We start from the raw sequence: 20,774 nt of genomic DNA, 5'->3' as shown, positions 1-20,774 counted from the left end.
ACCGGCGGTCCCGCCACCAGACGGTTCGACCCATGAAGCTGCCCGACAAGCTCGGCCCCATCCACTTCATCGGCATCGGCGGCATCGGCATGTCCGGCATCGCCGAAGTGATGCACAACCTCGGCTACACGGTGCAGGGCTCGGACGCCTCCGACAACGCCAATGTCCGCCGTCTCGCCGAGAAGGGCATGCGCACCTTCGTGGGCCACGACGCCGAGAACGTCGAGGAGGCCGCCCTCGTCGTCGTCTCGACCGCGATCCGGCGCGACAACCCCGAGCTGCAGGCCGCCCGCGAGCGACGCCTGCCCGTGGTGCGACGGGCCGAGATGCTGGCGGAGCTGATGCGCTTCAAGTCCTGCGTGGCGATCGCCGGCACGCACGGCAAGACCACGACCACGTCGCTCGTCGCCACGCTGCTCGACGCCGGCAACCTCGACCCGACCGTGATCAACGGCGGCATCATCAACGCGTACGGCACCAACGCCCGCATGGGGGCGGGCGAGTGGATGGTGGTGGAGGCCGACGAGTCCGACGGCACCTTCCTGAAGCTGCCGGCCGACGTCGCGATCGTCACCAACATCGATCCCGAGCATCTCGACCATTTCGGCTCGTTCGACGCGATCAAGGACGCGTTCCGGCGCTTCATCGACAACATCCCGTTCTACGGCTTCGCGGTGATGTGCATCGACCACCCGGTGGTCCAGGATCTCGTCGGCCATATCGAGGACCGGCGGATCATCACCTACGGCGAGAACCCGCAGGCCGACGTGCGCCTGATCGACGTGGACCTGCGCGGCGGCCAGAGCCGCTTCCGGGTGATGATCCGCGACCGTCGGCCCGGCTACCGGATGGAGATGGAGGATCTCGTCCTCCCGATGCCCGGCAAGCACAACGCCCTCAACGCCACCGCGGCGCTCGCCGTCGCGCACGAGCTCGGCGTGAAGCCGGACGCGATCCGCCAGGCGCTCGCGGGCTTCGGCGGCGTGAAGCGGCGCTTCACCCGCACCGGCGAGTGGAACGGCGCGACGATCTTCGACGATTACGGGCACCATCCGGTGGAGATCAAGGCGGTGCTCAAGGCCGCCCGCGCCTCGACCGAGCACGGCGTCGTCGCCATCGTGCAGCCGCACCGCTACACCCGCCTGCAGTCGCTGTTCGACGATTTCTGCACCTGCTTCAACGATGCCGACACGGTCATCGTCGCGCCGGTCTACGCGGCCGGCGAGCAGCCGATCGAGGGCTTCGACCGAGACAGCCTCGTGGCCGGCCTGCGCTCCCGCGGCCACCGCGACGCCCGGGCCCTGGAGCGGCCGGAGGAACTCGCGGGCATCATCGCGGAGCTCGCCAAGCCCGGCGACTACGTGGTGTGCCTCGGCGCCGGCACGATCACCCAGTGGGCCTACGCCCTGCCGGACGAACTCGCCGCGCGGGGACGGTAGGCGCGGTGCGCGCGCCCGCCCCGGGAGGCCTCTCGGGTCGGCGGCACCCTCGACCGTCCACACTGGGCTGCGCTCCAAGGATGAACCCGGCGGTGACTCTCCGGACCCCGGCCTCGCAGCGTCCGCTGCCACCCCGATGCGACGACACCAGGATCGCCGCATCCCTCTCCCCGCGGGCGGGGCGAGGGGAGACACACAGATGACCGCCTCTCTGCACGATCGCATCCGGGCCGCCGCGCCCGACCTCCGCGGGCGCCTGCTCGCCGACCAGCCGCTCGCCGACCTCACCTGGTTCCGGGTCGGCGGACCGGCCGAGGTGCTGTTCACCCCGGCCGACGAGGAGGATCTCGCCCGCCTCCTCGCCGCTCTCGATCCGGACGTGCCGGTCACGGTGATCGGGCTCGGCTCGAACCTGATCGTGCGGGACGGCGGCGTGCCGGGCGTGGTCGTGCGCCTCGGCGGCAAGGCCTTCGGCAGCATCGCGGTCGACGGCGACGCGCTGACCGTCGGCACCGCGGTCCCGGACATGCGCCTCGCCAAGGCGGCCGCCGAGGCCGGGCTCGACGGGCTCGCCTTCTACCGGGGCATCCCCGGCTCGATCGGCGGGGCGCTGCGCATGAACGCGGGCGCGCATGGTGGCGAGACCACCGACGTGCTGGTCGAGGCCCGCGGCATCGACCGCGGGGGCGCACTGCGCACCTTCAGCCACGCCGACATGGGCTTCTCCTACCGGCACTCGGACGCCCCGGAGGACGTGATCTTCACGCGCGCCGTCTTCCGCGGGCGGCCCGGCGACCGGGTCGCCATCGAGGCCGAGATGGAGCGGGTCACCGCCGCCCGCGAGGCCGCGCAGCCGATCCGCGAGCGGACCGGCGGCTCGACCTTCGCCAACCCGGACGGCGGCAAGGCGTGGCAGCTCGTCGACGCCGCCGGCTGCCGCGGATTGAGGCGGGGCGGCGCTCAGGTCAGCGAGATGCACTGCAACTTCTTGATCAATACCGGTACTGCGAGCGCGGCCGATATCGAGGGGCTCGGCGAAGAGGTCCGCCGCCGCGTCCGGGAGACCAGCGGGGTCGCATTGCGCTGGGAGATCCGGCGCATCGGCCGCCCCGCCGGCACGACGTGAGAGCGGTGTTCCGGACGGACCGGTGCGCTCAGATCCTGATTGAAGCCGACCTATTCGAGGTGCCCTGATGTCCAAGCACGTCGCCGTCCTGCTGGGCGGCACCTCCGCCGAGCGCGAGGTCTCCCTCAGTTCCGGCAAGGCCTGCGCCGACGCGCTCGAAGGGGAGGGCTACCGGGTCACCCGGGTCGATGTCGGCCCCGACATCGCCGCGGTGCTGACGGCGCTCCGGCCGGACGTGGCCTTCAACGCGCTCCACGGGCCGGACGGCGAGGACGGCACCATCCAGGGCCTGCTGGAGATCCTCAAGATCCCCTACACCCATTCCGGCGTCCTCGCGTCGGCGCTCGCGATGAACAAGGAGCGGGCCAAGACCGTCATGCGCGCCGCCGGCGTCGACGTGCCCGAGGGCCGGATCGTTAACCGTCGTGAGGCCGCCAGGACACACCCTCTGCCGCCACCCTACGTCGTGAAACCGATCGCGGAAGGCTCATCGGTGGGTGTGATCATCGTGCGCGACGGCCGCTCGCACCCGCCCCAGATCCTCGCCTCCGAGGAGTGGACGTTCGGCGAGCAAGTCCTTGCAGAACCTTACATTGCTGGCCGCGAACTCACCTGCGGCGTGATGGGCGACAAGGCCCTCGGAGTGATCGAGGTGAAGGCCGCCACGGGCGATTGGTACGATTACGACGCCAAGTACGCCCCGGGGGGCTCGGTGCACGTGCTCCCGGCCGAACTTAAACCAAATGTTTACCAGCGTGTCCAAGAACTGTCGTTAACGGCGCATCAAGCACTGGGCTGTCGGGGCGTCAGCCGTGCCGACCTTCGCTACGACGACACACCGGGTGGAACCGGTCTGCTCGTGGTGCTGGAGGTCAACACGCAACCCGGCATGACCCAGACGAGCCTTGTGCCGGAGATGGCGGCCCATGCGGGCCTGAGTTTCGGTGAGCTCGTCCGATGGATGGTGGAGGACGCTTCCCTGAATCGCTGAGCGGCGACGCCGCCGGCCGGAGCGGTCCCGCGCGCCTCGCCGGCGCGATCCTGGGCCGGCTCACCGGCCGCGGCACGTCCCGGTCGCTCTCGGTTCGTCGGGCCCGCCCGAGTCAGCGCCTGAGCGAGCGCCTGCCCCGCGGCGCCGGGATCGTGGCGGTCTCCGTCTCCGCCGCCGCCGTGGCGCTCGCCGGTTTCGTGGCGAGCGGCCGCTACGACGCGTTCGTGGCCGAGCAGGGCCGCCCCCTCGACATCGCCGCGCGCGTCGCCGGCTTCGGCGTCGAGCGCGTCACCATCTCGGGCATCTCCCGCATGTACGAGCGCGAGGTCCTGGCGGCCGCCGGGATCGACTGGCGCTCCTCGGTTCCCTTCCTCGACGTCAACGACGTGCGCGAGCGGCTGCTCCGCGTGCCGCTGATCGCGCAGGCCTCGGTCCGGAAGATCTACCCCAACGAGATCGCCATCACCCAGATGGAGCGCGAGCCCGCGGCCCTCTGGCAGAAGAACGGCGAGATCAGCGTGATCGCCGCCGACGGCACCGTCATCGACGCCATGCGCGACGACCGCTACGCCAGCCTGCCCCTGGTGGTCGGCGAGGACGCCAACACCAAGCTTCCGGAATACCTCGCCCTCATCGCCGCCGCGGGGCCGCTCGCCGAGCGGATCAAGGCCGGCACCTACGTGTCCGGCCGGCGCTGGACCCTCAAGTTCGACGGCATCGACGTGCGCCTGCCCGAGGTCGATCCGGCCGCGGCGCTCGCCCGCCTCGTCCGGTTCGAGCGCGAGGCCCACCTGCTCGAGAAGGACGTCATCGCGGTGGACCTGCGCATGCCGGACCGCCTGGTGGTGCGCCTGACCGAGGAGGCCGCCGCCGCCCGCGCGGAAGCCCAGAAGGCGAAGAAGAAGGGCGCGGCCAGCTGATGCCCTTCCTGTCGATCTCCGCCCGTCCCGCATCCCGCGCCCGGTAGCGTCAATGCACAGCCAACACGGCCTCACGCCGCGCTTGAAGCCGCTCTCCGCCCGGCGCTCGACCACCCTCTCGGTGCTCGACATCGGTACGAGCAAGGTGGTCTGCCTCATCGCCGAATTGCAGCCCGCCGAAGCGCTCACGACGCTCCGCGGCCGCACGCACCTCGCGCGCATCATCGGCATCGGGCACCAGCGCTCCCTGGGCCTGAAGGGGGGCGCCATCGTCGATCTCGCCGCGGCCGAGAGCGCGATCCGTCAGGCGGTCCACGCCGCCGAGCGCATGGCCAAGGTCGAGGTCCAGTCGGTCATCGTCAACATGTCGGGCGGCCGGCTCGCCTCGCAGCATTTCCAGGCGCGGGTGAATGTCCGCTCGGGCACCGTCACGGGCAGCGACGTCGAGCGGGTGCTCGAGACCGCCAGCGCCCACGGCGTCAGCCCCGGCCGGGCCGTGCTGCACGCGCTGCCCACCGGCTACGCCCTCGACGGGCAGGGCGCCGTCATCGACCCGTCGGGCATGATCGGCGAGGCGCTCAGCGTCGACCTGCACGTCGTCACCAGCGAGCTCGCGGCCGCCCGCAACGTCATGCTGGCGGTGGAGCACTGCCACCTCGGCGTCGAGGCGGTGATCGCCACACCCTACGCGGCCGGCCTCTCGGCGCTGGTCGACGACGAGGCCGAGATGGGCGTCTGCGTCGTCGACATGGGCGGTGGCACCACCAGCGTCGGCGTGTTCTCCGGCGGCCACCTCGTCCACGTGGACGCCCTGGCGGTCGGCGGCCACCACGTCACCATGGACATCGCCCGCGGCCTCTCCACCCGCATGGCGGCGGCCGAGCGGCTGAAGACCCTCTACGGCTCGGCCCTCTCCACTCCCTCCGACGACCGCGACATGATCGCCGTGCACGGCGTCGGCGAGGACGAGGGCGAGGCGCCGGCCCACATCCCGCGCTCGCAGCTCGTGCGGATCATCAAGCCGCGCGTCGAGGAGGTGGTCGAGCTGGTGCGGGACCGCCTGCGCGACGCGGGCTTCGCCGCCCAGGCCGGGCGGCGCGTCGTCCTCACCGGCGGCGCCAGCCAGCTCGTCGGTCTGCCCGAGGTCGCCCGCCGCGTCCTCCAGGGTCAGGTGCGGATCGGACGGCCCCTCGGCATCCGGGGCCTGCCGGAAGCCGCCAAGGGTCCGGCCTTCTCGGCGGCGGTCGGCCTGCTCGTCTACCCGCAGGTCGCCCATGCCGAGCATTTCGAGCCGCGGGGGCACGGCGCCTTCGCGGCGACCGGGACCGACAACTACCTGAACCGGGTCGGCCGCTGGCTCCGGGACAGCTTCTAGGTTTCACGCCCGCCCGCTCGCGCGGGGGGATCGAAGGGATCCGGCGCCCAGGCGTCGCACGGACAGCACAGTTAGCGAGAGGCTCGACACCATGGCCATCACCCTCCAGGCGCCGGACATCCGGGAACTGAAGCCCCGCATCACCGTCTTCGGCGTCGGCGGCGCCGGCGGCAACGCCGTCAACAACATGATCGAGTCGGGCCTCCTCGGCTGCGAGTTCGTCGTGGCCAACACCGACGCGCAGGCGCTCACCTCCTCGAAGGCCGAGCGGGTGATCCAGATGGGCCTGGGCGTCACCCAGGGCCTCGGCGCCGGATCGCACCCGGAGGTCGGCTCGGCCGCCGCCGACGAGGTGATCGACGAGATCCGCGACCAGCTCTCCGGCGCCCACATGTGCTTCATCACCGCCGGCATGGGCGGCGGCACCGGCACCGGCGCCGCGCCGGTCATCGCCCGGGCGGCCCGCGACATGGGCATCCTGACGGTCGGCGTCGTGACCAAGCCGTTCCAGTTCGAGGGCATGCGCCGCATGCGGACCGCCGAGTCCGGCATCCAGGAGCTGCAGGCCGCGGTCGACACCCTGATCGTGATCCCGAACCAGAACCTGTTCCGGGTCGCCAACGAGAAGACCACCTTCGCGGACGCCTTCGCGATGGCCGACCAGGTGCTCTACTCGGGCGTCGCCTGCATCACCGACCTGATGGTGAAGGAAGGCCTCATCAACCTCGACTTCGCCGACGTCCGGGCGATCATGCGCGGCATGGGCAAGGCCATGATGGGCACCGGCGAGGCGTCCGGCGAGAAGCGCGCCAACCGCGCCGCCGAGGCCGCCATCGCCAACCCGCTGCTCGACGACGTCTCGATGAAGGGCGCGCGCGGCCTGCTGATCTCGATCACCGGCGGCTCCGACCTGACCCTCTACGAGCTCGACGAGGCCGCCACCCGCATCCGCGAGGAGGTCGACCAGGACGCCAACATCATCCTGGGCGCCACCTTCGACGAGAGCCTCGACGGCATCATCCGCGTGTCGGTGGTCGCCACCGGCATCGAGCCGGCGCTGATCTCGGCGAACTCGCCCAACAACCCGGCCATCGCCGAGACCGAGCAGCGCATCGCCGAGGTCGCCGAGCGCCTGCGCGCCGAGGCCCGGTCGCGCGCCGCCTCGCCGGTGCCGAGCATCCGCACCGAGTCGGTCGCCCCGGCGCCGATGCCCGCCCCGGCCCCCGCGCCGCTCGCGGCCCCCGAGATGCGCCCCGAGTCGCGGATCGACAGCCGCATCGAGGCCGCCGCGCCGATGACCCGCGACGACGTCGTGCTCGCCCCGGTCCAGGCGCGCGCCGCGGCGCCGTTCGTCCCGGCCCCCGCGCCGCAGCGCGTCGAGGCGGCGCCCGCCGTCGAGGCCGGTCCGTTCGTGCCGCCGCGTCCGGCCGCCCCGACGGGCACGCCGCTCGCCCGCGCCCCGCGCATGCCGCAGATCCACGAGCTGCCGCCGATCGCCCAGACGCAGATCATGGCGAACCGCGCTGCCGAGGAGGCCGCCCCGGAATCCAAGCGGACCTCGCTGCTGCGCCGGCTCGCGACGGTGGGCTTCGGCGGCCGCCGCGAGGACATGGACGGCGCCCCGGCGGCCCGGCCGGCCTCGCCCGCCGCCCCGCAGCCGCATATGGCCCAGTCGCACATGGCCCAGCCCCACATGGCCCAGCCCCACGTGCCGCCGGCCCCGCGCGCTCCGGCCGCCCCCGCGGTCCCGCAGTACCGCCCGGCCCAGGGCAACCTCGACGGTCAGGGCCGGGCCGCGCCCCAGCCGCGGATGATGGACGACGATCAGCTCGAAATCCCGGCCTTCCTCCGCCGTCAGGCGAACTGACCGGGCCGGGTCTCCGGCACGGCCCGGGGCTGGCGGGAAACCGCCGGCCCCTTCGCGCTGCAGCAAAGCAACTCATGGTTGTTGCGGTGAGGAATAGGGCTCGACGAGGCTGTGCGCCGCGGCTCTCGAGCCGTGGCGCATGGTGCATCCGCGCCACAGAACGGCCGCGGGTTAGTCACGCATTAACCAACCTTTAAGCCTTTGGTGGAGCAGCGCTTTGTGGTGACGAACCGCTAAGCGTGTCTGTAACAGACCGTAAGAATCCGTGATTTGGCTGCCCTGTGCGGCGCAGCTATAGAAACCATGTGATCGAGACGACACGCAGCAGGACACAACCTGATCGCGTGGGCTAGGGCATCAAGCAGCGGACGGATCAGTCAGTTTATCCTCACCCCCAGTCGGGGTGGCGGAAATGATCGCGCCCGGGGGCTAAGGAATGCGAACGCATAAACAGACGACCCTCAAAGGGCCGGCGACTCTCTCGGGGATCGGAGTTCACTCCGGCAACCCCGCCGAGATCACCATCCGACCCGCTCCAGCCAATCACGGCATCGCTTTCCTCCGCACCGGCACCACCCACGGCAACGACCGCCTGATCAAGGCGCATCACGCCCTCGTCTCCGCCACCGAACTCTGCACCGTCCTGGGTGACGTCGAGACCGGCGCGGTCGCCACCGTCGAGCACCTGATGTCCGCCCTGTACGGGCTGGGCGTCGACAACGCTCTGGTCGAGATCGACGGCCCCGAGATGCCGATCCTCGACGGGTCCGCGCTCCCCTTCGTCCAGGCGATCGACCAGACCGGCATCGCCACCTGCGACACGCCGCGGCGCTGGCTCAAGATCCTCCGCCACGTCCGCATCGAGACCGGGACATCCTTCGCGGAACTGCGCCCGATCGACCGCGGCTTCCGCCTCGACGTCGAGATCGACTTCGAGAGCCCGGTGATCGGCCGTTCCCGCAAGGCGATGGACCTGTCGCCCGCGACCTACCGCCGCGAGATCGCCGGCGCCCGCACCTTCGGGATGATGCGGGACGTGGAGCGCTACTGGAAGGCGGGCTTCGCCCTCGGTGCCTCCCTGGAGAACACCGTGGCGGTCGGCGAGACCGCGGTGGTCAATCCCGAGGGCCTGCGCTTCCAGGACGAGTTCGTCCGCCACAAGATCCTCGACGCCATCGGCGACCTCGCCCTGGCGGGCCTGCCGATCCAGGGAGCCTACCGCTCCTATTGCGGCGGCCACCGGATGAATGTCGGGGTGCTGTCGGCCCTGTTCGCCGACCGGGCGAACTACGCCATCGTCGAGGCGCAGGGCTCGCGCCGCGAGACCGTGCTGTCCGAACTCGGTGCCGGCCTGGGGCTCGCCGCCTTCGCGGGCGACCTGTAGCCCCTGTGACCGACGGGCCACAGCCCGCAACCGATCCTGACTGCCGCAGCCTTGCCGCTTTCGTGCCCGAATCGAACGGCACGGTTTAACGGTCCGTGAACGGCGGGCACGGCCCGGGGCGGGCCGGATCCACCCACGCGATGGCATGACGGCGCGCAACGGCGCCGGTTCCGGGAAAGAGCGCCAGATGCCTGTCACCATTCGTCATCGCCGGGCAGCGGCCTTCGCGGCGCCCCTCGTGGCCGTCCTCGGCCTGGGCCTCGGCGGCTGCGACTTCGACCCGACGAGCATCTTCGCCGAGAAGTACAAGCCCGAGGTCGTGCCGGACGTTCCGGCCGACAAGCTGTACAGCGACGGCCTCGCCAAGCTCGAGGACAGCGACTACGAGGGCGCGGTCAAGAAGTTCGACAGCCTGGACAAGCAGTACCAGTACTCCGATTGGTCCCGGAAGGCGCTGCTGATGACGGCCTACGCCAATTACGAGGGCCAGAAGTACGACGACGCGATCAGCGCCTCGAAGCGCTACCTGCAGCGCCATCCGGCCAGCAAGGATGCGGCCTACGCGCAGTACCTGATGGCGATGTCGAACTATAAGCAGATCCCGGACGTCACCCGCGATCAGGAGCGCTCCGAGAAGGCCCTCGTCGCGCTGCAGGAGCTGGTGCAGAAGTACCCGACCTCCGAATACGCCGCGGACGCGAAGGCGAAGATCCAGATCACCCGCGATCAGCTCGCCGGCAAGGAGATGGAGATCGGCCGCTTCTACCTCGAGAAGCGCAATTTCCCGGCGGCGATCAACCGCTTCCGCGACGTGGTCGCCAAGTATCAGACCACCCGGCACGCCGAGGAGGCGCTCGAGCGCCTGACCGAGGCCTACTGGGCGCTCGGCATCACCCAGGAGGCGCAGAACGCCGCCGCGGTGCTCGGCCACAACTTCCCGGAGAGCCCCTGGTACAAGGACGCCCACGCGCTGCTGGCGCAGGGCGGTCTCGAGCCCCGCGAGGAGAAGAGCTCGTTCCTCTCGAAGATCTACCGGACCGTCACGGGCAAGACCGCCTCGGCCCAGTAAGCCGCCGCGCCTGCGCGGGGACCGCCCACGAAACCTCGAGGCCCGGAGCCGCCGCTCCGGGCCTTGCCCATTGCGGCGCCCGGCGCGTTGCACCGACCGCGTGGTGCGACGCATTTTTGGGGTGAATCCGCGCCGCGGCGGCCTTATGTCTGCGGTCCCATCCTGAGGAATCCCCGTCGCCGCATGCTGGCGCAGCTCGCGATCCGCGACATCGTCCTGATCGACAGGCTCGAACTGAATTTCCGATCGGGACTCAGCGTCCTGACCGGGGAGACGGGCGCGGGCAAATCGATCCTGCTCGACGCCTTCGCCCTGGCGCTCGGCGGCCGCGGCGACGGCCGCTTGGTCCGCCACGGCGAGGCCCAGGGCGCGGTCACGGCCGTGTTCGATCTGCCCCTCGACCATCCGGCGCGCCGGATCGCGGCCGAGGCCGAGATCGACACCGAGGGCGACCTGATCCTGCGCCGGACCCAGATGGCGGACGGCCGGACCCGCGCCTTCGTCAACGACCAGCCGGTGGGCGTTCAGGTCCTGCGGGCGATCGGCGCGGCTCTCGTGGAGATCCACGGTCAGCACGATGACCGGGCGCTGGCCGACCCCGCCTCGCACCGGGCGATCCTCGATGCCTTCGGCGGCCTCCAGACCCAGCTCGCGAAGGTCGCCGCCGCGTCGCGGACCGTGCGGCATGCCCGCACCGAACTCGCCGAGCACCGCGCCCGCGTGGAGGCGGCCCGCAAGGAATCCGACTTCCTGCGCCACGCCGTGGAGGAGCTCGCCGCACTGGCGCCGCTCGCCGGTGAGGAGGCCCAGCTCGCCGAGCGCCGCACGATCATGCAGCAATCCGAGAAGGTCGCGCGCGAGCTCAACGAGGCGCTCGAGGCCGTCGGCGGCCCCCATTCCGGCGTGCCGCACCTCTCGGCCGCCCTGCGCAAGCTGGAGCGGCGCGCCGCGCAGCTGCCGGCCCTGGTGGACCCGTGCGTGAACGTCCTCGACGCCGCGATGGTCGCCCTCGACGAAGCCCGCGCGGTCCTCGAGGCGGCGGTAGCCGAGACGGAGTTCGATCCCCGCGACCTGGAGCGCGTCGAGGAGCGGCTCTTCGCCCTGCGCGCCGCGTCCCGCAAGTACGACGTCGCGGCCGACGACCTCGCCGCCCTGGCGGAGCGCTACGCCGGCGACGTGGCGGCGATCGATGCCGGCGAGGCGGCTCTGGCCGGGCTGGAGCAGGCGCTCGCGACGGCGGAGGCCGCCTACGCCGAGGCGGCCGAGAAGCTCAGCGCCGGGCGGCGCCGGGCGGCCAAGCAGCTCGACGCGGCCGTGAAGGCCGAGCTGCCGCCGCTCAAGCTGGAGCGCGCCCGCTTCATCACCGAGATCGCCACGGACCCGGATTCCCGCGACCCGGCCGGCACCGACCGGGTCGAGTTCTGGGCCCAGACCAATCCCGGGACCAAACCCGGCCCGATGATGAAGGTCGCCTCGGGCGGCGAGCTGTCGCGCTTCATGCTGGCGCTGAAGGTCGTGCTGGCCGACAAGGGCTCGGCCCCGACGCTCATCTTCGACGAGATCGATACCGGCGTGGGCGGCGCGGTGGCGGACGCCATCGGGATGCGGCTCGCCCGGCTGGCGGCGACCGTGCAGGTGGTCGCGGTCACCCACGCGCCCCAGGTCGCCGCGCGGGCGGAGACGCATTTCCTGATCGCCAAGGCCCCCGTGAAAGGGGCCGGCCGCGTCGCCACGCGGGTGGCGAGCCTGCCGGTCGCCGAGCGCCGCGAGGAGATCGCCCGGATGCTGGCGGGCGCCACCGTCACCGACGAGGCCCGGGCAGCGGCCGCGCGACTCCTCCAGGGCGCCGACGCGTGAACCGGCGTCAACCTTAACCGTTGGTTGAAGGTAATAATTCGTTAACTATTCATCGTGAGAATGCTGTCATCCCGGTACCGCGGCAGGGTTGGGCGGTCGAAGGGCGGGAGGAGCCATGAAGCCGTCAGTCGTCGACTCCGATGGGTCTCTGCCCGCGGGACAGCCCCTGAAGCGGGCGGTCGACACCCGCCAGCTCGGCCTCACGCTCCGCACGGTCTACGAGGGCAGCGTCGACACGCAGCCGATCACCGACACGCATGTCGAGCTGCTCCTGCGCTTGCGCCAGAAGGAGCGGGAGCTGCGCCGGGCGGTCTGACCCGGGGCGGCGGCCTCACCAGCGGCGCGCCCCCGGCCGGCGACGGTACTCGGCCGCACGAATCAGCGTCAGCACGCGGTCGAGGCTCACCAGCAGCTCCGCCTCCTCGACGCGCGCCGCGGAGGCCGCGTCCGGGTCGGGGCTGAATTTCTGCCGGGCTTGCGCCAGCGCGAGCGCCCGCTCCACGGCCTCCCGCTCGGCGTGCAGGGCCAGCCAGGCCGGATCGGATTCCGTCGCCGCATCCACCTCGTCGCCGCCCACGATCCGCGCGTCCTTCTGCTGCCGGCTGCCGCTCTTGGCGGAGAGGAACGCGCGAGAGGCCGGAACCGTGCCGCGCCCGGCCGACGCGCGGTGTCGTCCCCGTGTCGTCCCCCCGTCATCCCCCGTGTCATCCCGGTGTCATCTACTTGTCGTAACCGCCCGGCCATCGGGCGGCCGGCGCTGGGTCTCTTCGGAAGATCGGCCGCAGGGCTCTGCCGCGGGCACGGGCCCGCCGGCGGGGCAGCGCAGGCTCTAGCCCGACGGCAACGGAGATTCCTTTGAGACCCTTCGCTTACGCGCTCGCCGTCGGCCTCGCGACGGTTCAGCTGGCGTCCGCGGCGCTCGCCGCCGATATCACCGGCGCCGGCGCCACCTTCCCGTTCCCGGTCTACTCGAAGTGGGCCGAGGCCTATCGCAAGGAGACCGGCTCGGGCCTCAACTACCAGTCGATCGGCTCCGGCGGCGGCATCAAGCAGATCCAGGCCAAGACGGTCGATTTCGGCGCCACCGACGCGCCCCTGAAGCCCGAGCAGCTGGCCAAGGACGGCCTCGTCCAGTTCCCGACCGTGATGGGCGGCGTCGTGCCGGTGGTGAACATCCCCGGGATCGAGCCGGGCAAGCTCAAGCTCACCGGCGACGTGCTGGCCGACATCTACGCCGGCAAGATCGCGAAGTGGAGCGACCCGCGCATCGCCAAGCTCAATGACGGGCTGAAGCTCCCCGACGCCAACATCACCCCGGTCTACCGCTCCGACGCGTCGGGCACGACCAACATCTTCACCACCTACCTGTCCCAGGTCTCCGAGCCCTGGAAGAAGGAGTACGGCGCGGCCACGACGATCTCCTGGCCGGTCGGGCAGGGCGGCAAGGGCAACGAGGGCGTGACCGCCACCGTGAAGCAGGTTCCGAACGCCATCGGCTACGTCGAGTCGGCCTACGCCAAGCAGAACAAGCTCTCCTACGCCCTGCTGCAGAACAAGGCCGGCCAGTACCCGCAGCCCGACGACAAGGCGTTCCAGGCCGCGGCGGCGAGCGCCGACTGGAAGGCGACCCCGGGCTTCGGCATCTCGCTGACCAACCAGCCGGGCGAGGCGGCGTGGCCGATCACGGCGGCGACCTTCATCCTGGTCCACAAGGACGCCGCCGACCCGGCCAAGTCCGCCGCCGTGCTCAAGTTCTTCGACTGGGCCTACAAGAACGGCGACACGCTCGCCACCGACCTCGACTATGTCCCGCTGCCGGACAACGTCGTCGAGCTGATCCACCAGGAGTGGAAGGACGTGAAGGGCAAGGACGGCAAGCCTGTCCTCAACATGTGAGCGTGGCGGGGAGGGGGTGAGAACCTCCTCCCTCGCTTCCGGGAACGCACCGCGCTACCACGCCCCCCTTCGCAGAGAACCGCGGATGCCCGCTTTGACCGAATCGATCGCCCTCGGCCGAACCCGTTCCGCGACCGCGCGGAAAGCGCCGAGCCGGAGCCTCGACACGCTGTTCCGGACCTGCTCGTACGGCGCGGCCCTGCTGGTGCTGCTCGTGCTCGCCGGCATCCTCGGCTCGATCCTGTACGGCGGCTGGCCCGCCTTCCGCGAGTTCGGCTTCGGCTTCCTGACCTCCAGCGCCTGGAACGTCGGGACCGAGCAGTACGGCGCCCTGGTCGCGGTGATCGGGACCGTCGCCTCCGCCTTCCTGGCCCTGCTGATCGGCGTGCCCGTCTCGCTGGGCATCGCGGTCTACCTCACCCAGCTCTGCCCGGGCTGGGCCCGCAAGCCGGTCGCCATGACGATCGAGCTGCTCGCGGCCGTGCCGAGCATCATCTACGGCATGTGGGGCCTGTTCGTGTTCGCGCCGCTCCTGGCGCGCTACGTCCAGATCCCGGTCTCGAACCTCGTGGAGGGCATGCCGATCGTCGGCACGCTGTTCTACGCCCGGGTGCCGTCGGGCGTCGGCGTGTTCACCGCCGGGATCATCCTGGCGATCATGATCGTGCCGTTCATCGCCTCGATCGCCCGCGACATGCTCGACCAGATCCCGACCGTGCTGCGCGAGAGCGCCTACGGGATCGGCTGCACCACCTGGGAGGTCGTGCGCCACGTGCTGGTGCCGCAGGCGGCCGTCTCGATCATCGGCGCGATCATGCTCGGCCTCGGCCGGGCGCTCGGCGAGACGATGGCGGTGACCTTCGTGGTCGGCAACGCCAACCGGCTCTCGGCCTCGATCTTCGACCCCAGCTCGACCATCGCGTCGCGCATCGCCAACGAGTTCAACGAGGCGGACGGCCTCCAGCTGAACGCGCTGATGGCTCTGGGCTGCATCCTGTTCGTGATCACCTTCGTGGTGCTCATCATCGCCCGGCTGCTGACGCGCCGCGTCCAGGCCGCCTGAGGAGCACGCGCGATGGTTTCCTCCAGCACGATCGCCCCGGCCGCACAGCGCCGCCCCGGCCGCGTCCGCCAGGGACGCCGTGTCGCCGACCGGACCCTGCGCGTCGCCTGCGCCGCCGCGACGGTGGTCGGCGCCCTGGTCCTCGGCTCGATCCTGGTGATGCTGATCGTCCAGGGCGTGCGCGGCTTCACGCCGACCCTGTTCACCAACCCGACCCCGGGCCCGGGCTCGGAGGGCGGCGGCATCGCCAACGCCATCCTGGGCAGCCTCGTTCTGACCGGGATCGGCATCCTGATCGCGACGCCGGTCGGCGTCATGGCCGGGACCTTCCTGGCCGAGTACGGGCGCGGCTCGAAGCTGGCCGCCCTCATCCGTTTCCTCAACGACGTCCTGCTCTCGGCGCCGTCGATCCTGATCGGCCTGTTCGTCTACACGCTGATGGTGCGGCCGATGGGCACCTACTCGGGCTGGGCCGGCGGCGTGGCGCTGGCGATCATCGCCGTGCCGGTGATCGTGCGCACCACCGAGGACATGCTGCGCCTCGTGCCCGGCACCCTGCGGGAGGCCGGCGCGGCGCTCGGCGCGCCGCCCTCGACGGTGATCATGAGCGTGACCTGGCGGGCGGCCTCGGCCGGCATCGTCACCGGCATCATCCTGGCCCTCGCCCGCATCGCCGGCGAGACCGCGCCGCTGCTGTTCACCGCGCTCAACAACAATTCCTGGTTCTCGGCCAACCTGATGGGCGGCGTCGCGAACCTGCCGGTGATGATCTACCAGTTCGCCCTCTCGCCCTACCCGAACTGGCAGGGCCTGGCCTGGGCGGGCGCGCTCCTGATCACCACCACCATCCTGGCGCTGTCGATCATCGCGCGCCTCGTGATCAAGCCGCAGGCCTCGCGCTGAGCCCCCTTTCGAGGACACGACGATGAACGCCGCCTCCGCGATCCCCACGGTCGAGCTGAACCGCAACCGCGCCGAAGAGGGCGGCCCCGTGCGGATCGCCGTCAAGGACCTGAACTTCTACTACGGCAGCTTCCACGGGCTGAAGGACGTCAACCTCAACTTCCACGACCGGCAGGTGACGGCGCTGATCGGCCCTTCCGGCTGCGGCAAGTCCACCCTGCTGCGCTGCTTCAACCGGATCTACAGCCTCTACCCGGAGCAGCGCGCGGAGGGCGAGATCCTGCTCGACGGCGAGAACATCCTCAGCCCCTCCGTCGACCTGAACGAGCTGCGCTCGCGCATCGGCATGGTGTTCCAGAAGCCGACGCCGTTCCCGATGTCGATCTACGACAACGTGGCCTTCGGCCTGCGCCTCTACGAGAAGCTGCCGAAATCCGAGCTCGACGGCCGGATCGAGGAATCCCTGCGCAAGGCCGCCCTCTGGGACGAGGTGAAGGACAAGCTCCGGCAGCCCGGGACCGGCCTGTCGGGCGGCCAGCAGCAGCGCCTGTGCATCGCCCGGACGGTGGCGCAGAAGCCGGAGGTGATCCTGTTCGACGAGCCGACCTCGGCCCTCGACCCGATCTCGACCGGCCGCATCGAGGAGCTGATCGAGCAGCTGCGCGACGAGTTCACCATCGTGATCGTCACCCACAACATGCAGCAGGCGGCGCGCATCTCGCAGTTCACCGCCTTCATGTATCTGGGGCAGCTCGTCGAGTTCGGTCCGACCAACCGCATGTTCATGAACCCGACGGAACGCCGCACGCAGGACTACATCACCGGCCGCTTCGGCTAGTCTGCCGGGCCGCTCCGGTCCCGGGACCGCCGCTCGCGTCTCCGGCGCGCCGGCGGGTCCCGCAAGCCTCCCGGAGGGCCGTCCCCGGGACTCCATCGAAGGATCCGCCATGCCCGGCCATATCGTCACCTCCTACGACACCGACCTGGAGAACCTGCGTCGCTCGATCTCGGAGATGGGCGGCGTCGCCGAGAAGATGACCGCGGAGGCGACCGACGCCCTCGTGCGCCGGGACGACACGCTCGCCCAGGCGGTGATCCTCGCCGACAAGCGCCTCGACGCGCTGCAGCGGGACATCGAGGAGCGCGCCGTGCTGCTGATCGCCCGGCGCCAGCCCCTGGCGATCGACCTGCGCGAGACCATCTCGGCGATCCGCGTCTCCGGCGATCTGGAGCGGATCGGCGACCTCGCCAAGAACGTCGCCAAGCGCGTGGTGGCGATCTCCGACCAGGCGCCGGCCCAGAAGATCGTGCTCGGCGTGCGCCACATGAGCGACCTCGCCGAGGGTCAGCTGAAGGACGTGCTCGACGCCTACGGGAGCCGCGACGTCCAGGCGGCCCACGACGTCTGGGAGCGCGACGGCGAGATCGACGCCCTGTACAATTCCCTGTTCCGCGAGCTCCTGACCTACATGATGGAGGATCCGCGCAACATCTCGTTCTGCACGCATCTCCTGTTCTGCGCGAAGAACGTCGAGCGCATCGGCGACCACACCACCAACATCGCCGAGACGATCCACTACCTCGCCACGGGCGAGACGCTGGCGGGTGACCGGCCGAAGAACGACGCGTCGAACTACGCGACCGTGGACGGCGTGCAGGCGCCGTGAGGCGCCAACCCCGGCGCCTTCCTGTGGGCGCGGCCGGGGTCACTCTCCGTGCGGGTTGAGGCGGGGCGGCGCCTCCTGCACCATCCGGTGACCGCCCGCAGAACGAGTTTTCGAACGTGAGCATGCAAGTCCTGATCGTCGAGGACGAGGAGGCCCTGAGCACGCTGCTGCGCTACAACCTGGAGGCCGAGGGCTTCCTGGTGGATTCGGCGGCGCGCGGCGACGACGCCGAGCTGCTCTTGGCGGAGCGGATCCCGGACCTCGTCCTGCTCGACTGGATGCTGCCCGGCCTCTCGGGGATCGAGCTGTGCCGCCGGATCCGGGCGCGCCGGGAGACCGAGCGCCTGCCGGTGATCATGCTCACCGCCCGCGGCGAGGAGGGCGACCGCGTCCGCGGGCTCGGCACGGGCGCCGACGACTACATCGTCAAGCCGTTCTCGGTCCCGGAGCTGCTCGCCCGGATCCGCGCTCTCCTGCGCCGGGCCAAGCCCGCCCACGTCTCGGACCGGCTGGCGGCCGGCGACCTGGAACTCGACCGCACCGGCCACCGCGTCCGCCGCGGCGGCGAGGAGCTGCATCTGGGCCCCACGGAGTTCCGGCTCCTGGAATTCCTGATGCTGGCGCCGGGCCGGGTCTTCTCCCGCGAGCAGCTCCTCGACGGGGTGTGGGGCCACGACGTCTACATCGACGAGCGCACCGTCGACGTCCATGTCGGGCGGCTGCGCAAGGCGCTGAACGGCCCGCGCCAGACCGACCCGATCCGCACGGTCCGGGGCTCGGGCTACGCCTTCGACGAGACCTTCTCGCTGGAGGCCTGAGGCGGCCTCACGGGCCGTCCGGATAGGACTTCGCTCCGGCGCACCGTCATCGCGAGCGCAGCGAAGCGACCCAGGGCGGCGGGACGCCTGTGAGCGTGGCGCTGCTGGGTCGCTTCGCTCCGCTCGCAAAGACGCTGGGACGGGCCCGCGAAGATTCGCGCGTCCCGACCTCCAGGGACTCAGCGCGCCAGCGCCGCGCTCCGGCCCGAGGCGGCCGGCACCGCCTCCAGCGCCGCCAGGACCGTCCCCTCGGTGAGGATCTGCGGCAGCACCTGGGGCTCTCCCGTCCCGGTATAGAGCAGGTAGAGCGGGACGCCGCTGCGCCCGTGCTTCTCCAGGAGGCGGGTGATCTCGGGGTTCTGGTTGGTCCAGTCGCCCTTCATGTAGGTCACGCCGCGCTCGGCCATCGCGGCCCGCACGGCCTTGGTGTTGAGCGAGGTCGCCTCGTTGACCGCGCAGGTGATGCACCACGCGGCGGTCATGTCCACGAAGACGGGGCGGTGCGCGTCGACCAGGGCGTCGAGGCGCGCCTGCGTGAACGGCTCGATCCCGTCGGCGGCGGCCTGCGCGGCCGGCGCGGCGCGGTCCCGGGGCAGGGTGACGGCGAGGGCCCCGACGGCGATCAGCGCCAGCGCGGCGGCGGCCTGCGCGACCCGGCCAGCCCGCGGCGGGGCGGCGCGGCCGTGCTCCCAGGCCCAGGCGGCGAAGCCCACGAGGACGAGGCCGATCAGCGCCGTCAGCAGCCCGCGCGGGTCGACCTGCTGCGCCAGCACCCAGATCAGCCACGCCACGGTGGCGTAGACCGGGAAGGCCAGCACCTGCTTGAGGGTCTCCATCCAGGCGCCCGGCCGCGGCAGCGCCCGCAGGGCCGGCGGCCAGAGGGTCAGGAGCAGGAAGGGCAGGGCGAGGCCGAGGCCGAGGCTCGCGAAGACGGCGAGCGCCACGCCGGCGCTCTGGGTCAGCGCGAAGCCCACCGCCGAGCCCATGAACGGCGCCGTGCAGGGCGTCGCCACCAGGGTCGCGAGCACGCCGGTGAAGAACGAGCCGCTCAGGCCGCCGCGCCGGGTGAGGCCGTCGCCGAGGCCGGCGAGCCGGCCGCCGACATGGACCGCGCCCGAGAGGCTCAGGCCCATCGCGAACAGCAGGTAGGCGAGCCCCGCCACGATGGCGGGCGACTGGAGCTGGAACCCCCAGCCGATCGCGGCCCCGCCGCTCTTCAGGCCGATCAGCGCGGCGGCGAGCGCCAGGAAGCTCGCCAGGACGCCGGCCGTGTAGGCGAGGCCGTGGAGCCGCAGCCGGGCCGGCCCCTCGCCCGCGTGCCGCACGAGGCCGAGCACCTTGATCGACAGGACCGGGAAGACGCAGGGCATCAGGTTGAGGATCAGGCCGCCGAGGAAGGCGAAGGCCGCGGCGGTCGCCAGCGTCAGCGCGTCGAAGTCGGCGGCGGCCGGCGCGGTCGCGGGCGGCGCGGTCGCGGCCGGCGCCGCGGCGGCCGGGAGGACCGGCTCGTCGCCGTACGCGAAGGCGAGCCGGCGGGTCCCGGCGGCGTCGACCGCCTCGACCGTCAGGACGCCGGGCAGCGCGGCGGGCACCGGGTCGGTCGGGCTGCTCCGGGCGAGGGTCAGGTGCAGGCCGGTCCCGTCGACGCTCATCACCTGCGCGGCGGCGTTGTCGATCGCCGTCTCGGCGTAGGGGAAGTACGCGGCGTTCCGGACCGCCTCGGGCTTGAGGCCGGCCGCGGCGAAATCGAGGCGCAGGGTGTCGCCCTGGCTCGACAGGCTCAAGGGCCAGAGCGCCGGCACGGGGAGCGCAGCGCGGGCGCGCGCGAACAGCGCGGCGTTGGCCGGGTCCGGCTCGGCCTTGCCGACCGGCAGGGTCAGGGCGAGATCGGCCGAGCCGGGCACGCACTCGGTCTCGCAGACGAGGTAAGTCAGCTTGGCCTGGATCCGCACCGGGTCGGCCGGGTCGAGGCTCGGCGGCGGCGTCACCGGGACGAGGAGCGTGACCTCACCCTCGTAGCCGTAGTTCATGAGAGTCGCGATCGGAATGCGCTCCGGCGCCGGCCACCGGATCGCGCCGGCGCTGAAGCCGGCCGGCAGGGTCCAGGTCACCTCCGGGGGCAGGCCGGAATCGCCCGGGTTGCGCCAGTAGACGTGCCAGCCGGGCTTGACCTGCATCCGCACCGCCAGCGTGAAGGGCTGCGCGCCGGCGACCGCGGCGGACTCGGCCACGAGGCTCGCGCGCACGAGGTCCGCGGGCGTGCGGAACCCCTGTGCCGCGGCGGCCGAGAGGCTCGCGGCGAGGGCCAGGATCAGGAGGACGAGGCGGCGGATCATGCTGTCCCTTCGCGCGCGGGGCGGTCGCGGTTTCACGCGCGGCGTGTCGGGCTCGGCGCGGGC

At 71.6% G+C, this 20,774-nt stretch carries 18 protein-coding genes; 16 read left to right on the top strand and 2 right to left on the bottom strand.

What is annotated here, in order from left to right; all coding sequences use genetic code 11:
- Positions 1-32: 32 nt before the first annotated feature.
- The 10 genes from murC (at position 33) to BM314_RS17230 (ending at position 12,344) form a co-directional block, all read left to right on the top strand.
- Entirely contained in the window at positions 33-1,439 is a 1,407-nt protein-coding gene (gene murC / locus BM314_RS17275) for a UDP-N-acetylmuramate--L-alanine ligase (protein WP_091979178.1), read from the top strand.
- Between the two features lie 199 nt (positions 1,440-1,638).
- Complete coding sequence (gene murB / locus BM314_RS17270) at positions 1,639-2,565, top strand: UDP-N-acetylmuramate dehydrogenase (RefSeq protein WP_020094129.1); 927 nt, start codon at positions 1,639-1,641, stop codon at positions 2,563-2,565.
- Positions 2,566-2,632: 67 nt separating this feature from the next.
- Positions 2,633-3,556, top strand: coding sequence for a D-alanine--D-alanine ligase (locus BM314_RS17265; RefSeq protein ID WP_020094130.1), 924 nt, complete (start codon positions 2,633-2,635; stop codon positions 3,554-3,556).
- Positions 3,523-4,476 (top strand): cell division protein FtsQ/DivIB, encoded by a 954-nt coding sequence (locus tag BM314_RS17260; RefSeq protein WP_091979176.1) that lies wholly within the window; start codon positions 3,523-3,525, stop codon positions 4,474-4,476. The genes BM314_RS17265 and BM314_RS17260 overlap by 34 nt, the downstream gene beginning before the upstream one ends.
- A gap of 52 nt (positions 4,477-4,528) precedes the next feature.
- Positions 4,529-5,851, top strand: coding sequence for a cell division protein FtsA (ftsA, locus tag BM314_RS17255; RefSeq protein WP_012319319.1), 1,323 nt, complete (start codon positions 4,529-4,531; stop codon positions 5,849-5,851).
- 91 nt (positions 5,852-5,942) lie between these two features.
- Positions 5,943-7,718 carry a cell division protein FtsZ gene (ftsZ, locus tag BM314_RS17250; protein WP_091979174.1) on the top strand — a complete coding sequence of 592 codons (1,776 nt, stop codon included), beginning with the start codon at positions 5,943-5,945 and terminating at the stop codon, positions 7,716-7,718.
- A gap of 436 nt (positions 7,719-8,154) precedes the next feature.
- Positions 8,155-9,102: a UDP-3-O-acyl-N-acetylglucosamine deacetylase gene (gene lpxC, locus BM314_RS17245; RefSeq protein ID WP_020094133.1), complete on the top strand. Its 948-nt coding sequence runs from the start codon at positions 8,155-8,157 to the stop codon at positions 9,100-9,102.
- Positions 9,103-9,289: 187 nt separating this feature from the next.
- Positions 9,290-10,171: an outer membrane protein assembly factor BamD gene (locus tag BM314_RS17240; protein WP_091979221.1), complete on the top strand. Its 882-nt coding sequence runs from the start codon at positions 9,290-9,292 to the stop codon at positions 10,169-10,171.
- Positions 10,172-10,354: 183 nt separating this feature from the next.
- A complete protein-coding gene (gene recN, locus BM314_RS17235; RefSeq protein WP_056534038.1) occupies positions 10,355-12,028 on the top strand; it encodes a DNA repair protein RecN in 1,674 nt (557 codons plus the stop codon).
- Positions 12,029-12,143: 115 nt separating this feature from the next.
- Positions 12,144-12,344: a hypothetical protein gene (locus BM314_RS17230; RefSeq protein WP_020094136.1), complete on the top strand. Its 201-nt coding sequence runs from the start codon at positions 12,144-12,146 to the stop codon at positions 12,342-12,344.
- Positions 12,345-12,359: 15 nt separating this feature from the next.
- Here BM314_RS17230 and BM314_RS17225 read toward each other — a convergent pair whose 3' ends face one another.
- Positions 12,360-12,605, bottom strand: a complete 246-nt coding sequence (locus BM314_RS17225) for a hypothetical protein (protein ID WP_020094137.1) — start codon at positions 12,603-12,605, stop codon at positions 12,360-12,362.
- Between the two features lie 278 nt (positions 12,606-12,883).
- Here BM314_RS17225 and pstS point away from each other — a divergent pair, with 278 nt between their 5' ends.
- The 6 genes from pstS (at position 12,884) to phoB (ending at position 18,375) form a co-directional block, all read left to right on the top strand.
- Positions 12,884-13,924, top strand: coding sequence for a phosphate ABC transporter substrate-binding protein PstS (gene pstS, locus BM314_RS17220; RefSeq protein WP_020094138.1), 1,041 nt, complete (start codon positions 12,884-12,886; stop codon positions 13,922-13,924).
- Between the two features lie 85 nt (positions 13,925-14,009).
- Entirely contained in the window at positions 14,010-14,987 is a 978-nt protein-coding gene (pstC, locus tag BM314_RS17215) for a phosphate ABC transporter permease subunit PstC (protein ID WP_026605081.1), read from the top strand.
- A 12-nt stretch (positions 14,988-14,999) separates the two neighbouring features.
- Positions 15,000-15,890 (top strand): phosphate ABC transporter permease PstA, encoded by an 891-nt coding sequence (gene pstA / locus BM314_RS17210; protein ID WP_091927092.1) that lies wholly within the window; start codon positions 15,000-15,002, stop codon positions 15,888-15,890.
- A gap of 22 nt (positions 15,891-15,912) precedes the next feature.
- Positions 15,913-16,728, top strand: coding sequence for a phosphate ABC transporter ATP-binding protein PstB (gene pstB, locus BM314_RS17205; protein WP_020094141.1), 816 nt, complete (start codon positions 15,913-15,915; stop codon positions 16,726-16,728).
- Between the two features lie 109 nt (positions 16,729-16,837).
- Positions 16,838-17,557: a phosphate signaling complex protein PhoU gene (phoU, locus tag BM314_RS17200; protein ID WP_020094142.1), complete on the top strand. Its 720-nt coding sequence runs from the start codon at positions 16,838-16,840 to the stop codon at positions 17,555-17,557.
- A 122-nt stretch (positions 17,558-17,679) separates the two neighbouring features.
- Positions 17,680-18,375, top strand: a complete 696-nt coding sequence (gene phoB, locus BM314_RS17195) for a phosphate regulon transcriptional regulator PhoB (protein WP_042671704.1) — start codon at positions 17,680-17,682, stop codon at positions 18,373-18,375.
- A 179-nt stretch (positions 18,376-18,554) separates the two neighbouring features.
- On the opposite strand, the gene BM314_RS17190 is transcribed toward phoB, so the two are convergent.
- Positions 18,555-20,711, bottom strand: a complete 2,157-nt coding sequence (locus BM314_RS17190) for a protein-disulfide reductase DsbD family protein (RefSeq protein WP_170868132.1) — start codon at positions 20,709-20,711, stop codon at positions 18,555-18,557.
- Positions 20,712-20,774 lie beyond the last annotated feature (63 nt).

The sequence above is a fragment of the Methylobacterium sp. 13MFTsu3.1M2 genome (genome assembly GCF_900112625.1).
In the GTDB taxonomy this organism is placed as follows: domain Bacteria; phylum Pseudomonadota; class Alphaproteobacteria; order Rhizobiales; family Beijerinckiaceae; genus Methylobacterium.
Note: the sequence above shows the minus strand (reverse complement) of the source record. Positions and strands in the feature narration are given on the sequence as shown.